Genomic DNA, 4390 nt, shown 5'->3' with positions numbered 1-4390 from the left:
TGAAGCGACCCACTCTCGAAAACCGTATAACTCATTGAATCTCAAGGAGTTTTCCGTTTCGACTGCGCCGGAAGTGGGGCGAATTATAGACCTCTAGAATTCGCCGTCAACCCCCAATTCCAACTTTATTCAGATTTCAGCGTAATGCGTGCAAAAGCCTTCTTGCCAGCCTGGCAAACGTGGGTCGCGCCCACTGCGTATATAAAGGAGCGATCAACCACCTCACCATCTATACGTACACCGCCAGCTGCCAGCAGATCACGAGCAGCTGCCGAGTTCTTCACCAGGCCTGCCTTATTAAGGACTGCGGCAATCGGCATATCCTCAGCAGAGGTCAGTTCGATTTCCGGCAGATCATCCGGCAACTCACCTTCTTTCATGCGATTGCCCGCACCGCGGTGAGCATTCGCTGCTGCTTCTTCGCCATGAAAACGCGCAACGATCTCTTCAGCCAGCTTGATCTTGATGTCACGAGGATTGGCACCCGCCTCTACATCAGCACGGAACGCATTGATCTCATCCATCGAACGGAAGCTGAGCAATTCGAAGTAACGCCACATCAGCGCATCCGGAATCGAAACCAGCTTGCTATACATGACACCCGGAGCTTCCTGAATACCGACATAGTTGCCCAGCGACTTGGACATCTTCTTCACGCCATCCAGACCTTCAAGCAACGGCATGGTCAGAATGCACTGAGCCTCTTGACCATAACCACGCTGCAACTCACGACCCATCAGCAAATTGAACTTCTGATCGGTACCACCCAACTCGACATCCGCGCGCAGAGCAACCGAGTCATAACCCTGAACCAGCGGATAGAGGAACTCATGAATGGCAATCGGCTGATTGGTGGTGTAGCGCTTGTCGAAGTCATCACGCTCAAGCATACGAGCGACAGTGTATTGCGAAGTCAGGCGAATGAAGTCCGCCGGCCCCATCTGATCCATCCAGGTGGAGTTGAACGCAACTTCGGTTTTCGCCGGATCAAGAATCTTGAAAACCTGAGTCTTGTAGGTCTCGGCATTCTCGAGAACCTGCTCGCGAGTCAGTGGCGGACGAGTGGCGCTCTTGCCACTCGGGTCACCGATCATCCCGGTGAAGTCACCTATAAGGAAGATCACCTGATGCCCCAGCTCCTGGAACTGACGCAGCTTATTAATAAGCACGGTATGACCCAAGTGCAGATCCGGGGCGGTCGGATCGAAACCAGCCTTGATACGCAGCGGTTGGCCGCGCTTGAGCTTCTCGATCAGCTCGGACTCGACCAATAGTTCTTCCGCACCACGTTTAATCAGCGCTAGCTGCTCTTCAACCGACTTCATAACAGACCCGCAAGGCTCAGATTCAAAGGGAACCAACCATACAAGATCGTGCACCAATTACAAGTTTTGCCCGGCACACGGACACCAATCCACAGACGAGGCGTCTGTAGACTTGCTTCAGAGATGATTTGGTTATATTTTATACAGTTATTTCATCTTCATCATGTCATTCATCTTTTCCAATTCATCACTTTTCAAAAGTCAAAATTACTTATGACCACCGAACCGTCTAAAGCGCCACCGCTTTACCCGAAGACCCACCTGCTCGCCGCAAGTGGAATCGCCGCCCTACTTAGCCTGGCGCTCCTGGTATTTCCTTCCAGCGATGTTGAAGCCAAAAAGACGACCCTGAGCCTTGAACTGGAAAGTCCTGCTGAACAACTGACACAAGATCAAGACGCTGCCGACGCGGCTCAAGCCACAAATGAGCCTGTAACCTCCCCGTTTGCACAGATAGAAAACAGCGACGAAACCACTTCGCAAACGGCTGAAGCCGCACCTGCGCCGGCACCCGTCGCCGAAAAACCAAAAGCCCCAGGTCATCGAGAAGTTGTTGTCGCGAAAGGCGATACGCTATCTACGCTGTTTGAAAAGGTAGGCTTGCCGGCCGCGGCCGTGCATGAAATTCTGGCCAGCGACAAGCAAGCCAAGCAGTTCAGCCAGCTCAAACACGGCCAGAAGCTCGAGTTTGAACTCACCCCCGAAGGCCAGCTGACCAGCCTGCACAGCAAGGTCAGTGATGTTGAAACCATCACCCTGACCAAGAATGACAAGGGTTATGCCTTTAATCGCGTCACTGCAAAGCCAACCGTTCGCACCGCTTACGTCCACGGCGTAATCAATAGCTCGCTGTCTCAGTCTGCTGCCCGCGCCGGCCTGTCACATAGCCTGACCATGGATATGGCCAGCGTATTCGGCTATGACGTCGACTTTGCTCAGGACATCCGTCAGGGCGACGAATTCGACGTGATTTACGAACAGAAAGTGGTCAACGGCAAGGCTGTCGGCAATGGCCCGATCCTCTCGGCGCGCTTCACCAACCGCGGCAAGACCTACACCGCCGTGCGTTACACCAACAAGCAAGGCAACAGCAGCTATTACACCGCCGATGGCAACAGCATGCGCAAGGCGTTCATCCGTACGCCGGTGGACTTTGCCCGTATCAGCTCCAAGTTCTCCATGGGCCGCAAACACCCGATCCTCAACAAGATCCGCGCTCACAAAGGCGTTGATTACGCAGCCCCACGCGGCACGCCAATCAAGGCTGCCGGTGACGGTAAAGTGCTGCTCGCCGGCCGCCGCGGCGGTTACGGCAACACGGTGATCATCCAGCACGGCAACACCTACCGCACGCTGTACGGTCACATGCAGGGCTTCGCCAAAGGCGTGAAAACCGGTGGTACTGTCAAACAAGGCCAAGTGATCGGCTACATAGGCACTACCGGCCTGTCGACTGGCCCACACTTGCACTATGAGTTCCAGGTTAACGGCGTACACGTCGACCCACTGGGCCAGAAGCTGCCAATGGCCGATCCGATTGCCAAAGCCGAGCGTGCTCGCTTCCTCGCTCAGAGCCAGCCGCTGATGGCACGCATGGACCAAGAGAAGGCCACCATGCTGGCCTCGAGCAAGCGCTAAGCCATGGCCCTGTATATCGGCGTGATGTCCGGAACCAGCCTTGACGGTCTGGACATCGCCCTGATCGAACAGACCTCGGCGATCAAGCTGATCGCCACGCATTACATTCCCATGCCTGAATCGCTGCGCACCGAGCTCCTCGGCTTGTGCGCCAGCGGTCCCGACGAGATCGCCCGCTCGGCGATTGCTCAGCAGCACTGGGTGAAGCTTGCAGCCCAGGGCATTCATACCCTTCTCGATCAGCAGCAACTCAAACCTGAACACATCCGCGCAATCGGTAGCCACGGCCAGACCATCCGCCATGAGCCCGCTCGCGGTTTCACCGTACAGATTGGTAACCCTGCCCTGTTGACCGAGCTGACGGGCATTACCGTCGTCAGTGACTTCCGCAGTCGAGACGTCGCCGCCGGCGGCCAAGGCGCGCCTCTGGTGCCAGCCTTCCATGAAGCGTTGTTCGAAGAGCGTACCGGCAACCAGGCGGTCTTGAATGTCGGCGGTTTCAGCAATCTCAGCCTGATTGAGCCGACCAAGCCTGTAGCCGGTTTCGACTGCGGCCCTGGGAACGTTCTGATGGACGCCTGGATTCAGCAGCAACGCGGCGAAAACTATGATCGCAATGGAGACTGGGCGAAAACAGGTACCGTTGAGCCGACATTACTGGAAGCGCTACTCAGCGATCCATTCTTCGTCACCAAGGGCCCGAAAAGCACCGGACGAGAGGTGTTCAACCTACCCTGGCTGGAGCAACACCTTTCGCACCTGCCAGCCTTCCCCGCTGAAAACGTGCAAGCCACGCTGCTCGATCTGACCGCTCTGACCATCGTCGAGTCGCTGCAAAGCGCCCAGTCGGATACGCAGGAGCTATTGGTCTGCGGCGGCGGCGCACACAACGCCACGCTAATGCAACGCTTGGCGGACTTGCTGCCGAATACAAAAGTCGCCAGCACCGCCACCCACGGCGTAGATCCAGACTGGGTCGAAGCCATGGCCTTTGCCTGGCTGGCTCATTGCTGCCTCGAAGGCATAGCTGCCAATCGCCCAAGCGTCACCGGCGCCAAAGGCCTGCGCGTACTCGGCGCCATCTATCCCAACTGAATAAATCGCTAACAATAAAAAACGCCGCAGAACCGTGAGGCTCTGCGGCGTTTTGTTGTGTGCAGCGAGTGCAATCAGATCGAGAACGAAGACCCGCAACCACACGTGGTGGTGGCGTTCGGATTCTTGATCACGAAGCGCGAACCTTCCAGACCTTCCTGGTAGTCCACTTCGGCACCCGCCAGGTATTGGAAACTCATCGGATCCACCACCAGACTCACGCCTTCGCGCTCGACAATGGTGTCGTCCTCGGCCACATCTTCATCGAAGGTGAAACCGTACTGAAACCCCGAACAACCGCCGCCCGTAACGAATACGCGCAGCTTCAAGCG

General features: G+C 56.2%; 4 protein-coding genes. 2 read left to right on the top strand and 2 right to left on the bottom strand.

Features of this window, described 5'->3' with window-relative positions; all coding sequences use genetic code 11:
* Nucleotides 1-125: 125 nt before the first annotated feature.
* Nucleotides 126-1325, bottom strand: coding sequence for a tyrosine--tRNA ligase (gene tyrS / locus ACIONG_RS28625; RefSeq protein WP_401304234.1), 1200 nt, complete (start codon nt 1323-1325; stop codon nt 126-128).
* A 213-nt stretch (nt 1326-1538) separates the two neighbouring features.
* Between tyrS and ACIONG_RS28620 the strand changes: the two genes are divergently transcribed.
* Together ACIONG_RS28620 and ACIONG_RS28615 are read left to right on the top strand one after the other, a co-directional pair.
* The gene (locus tag ACIONG_RS28620) at nt 1539-2963 is read left to right on the top strand and encodes a peptidoglycan DD-metalloendopeptidase family protein (RefSeq protein ID WP_103304381.1); all 1425 of its coding nucleotides are present in this window, start codon (nt 1539-1541) and stop codon (nt 2961-2963) included.
* A 3-nt stretch (nt 2964-2966) separates the two neighbouring features.
* On the top strand, nt 2967-4058 hold the full coding sequence (locus tag ACIONG_RS28615) for an anhydro-N-acetylmuramic acid kinase (protein WP_401304231.1): 1092 nt from the start codon (nt 2967-2969) through the stop codon (nt 4056-4058).
* A gap of 74 nt (nt 4059-4132) precedes the next feature.
* Here ACIONG_RS28615 and erpA read toward each other — a convergent pair.
* Nucleotides 4133-4390 (bottom strand): iron-sulfur cluster insertion protein ErpA (gene erpA / locus ACIONG_RS28610; RefSeq protein ID WP_401304228.1); only part of this gene is annotated, 258 nt, incomplete at its 5' end.

The organism is Pseudomonas sp. NPDC087817, assembly GCF_044742875.1.
Lineage (GTDB): Bacteria > Pseudomonadota > Gammaproteobacteria > Pseudomonadales > Pseudomonadaceae > Aquipseudomonas.
This window is presented reverse-complemented; position numbering and strand designations above follow the sequence as displayed.

Bases quoted from the DNA above. Each gene is read 5' to 3' on its own strand.
- tyrS (WP_401304234.1), bottom strand. From the start codon at position 1,325: ATGAAGTCGGTTGAAGAGCAGCTAGCGCTGATTAAACGTGGTGCGGAA.
- ACIONG_RS28620 (WP_103304381.1), top strand. From the start codon at position 1,539: ATGACCACCGAACCGTCTAAAGCGCCACCGCTTTACCCGAAGACCCAC.
- ACIONG_RS28615 (WP_401304231.1), top strand. From the start codon at position 2,967: ATGGCCCTGTATATCGGCGTGATGTCCGGAACCAGCCTTGACGGTCTG.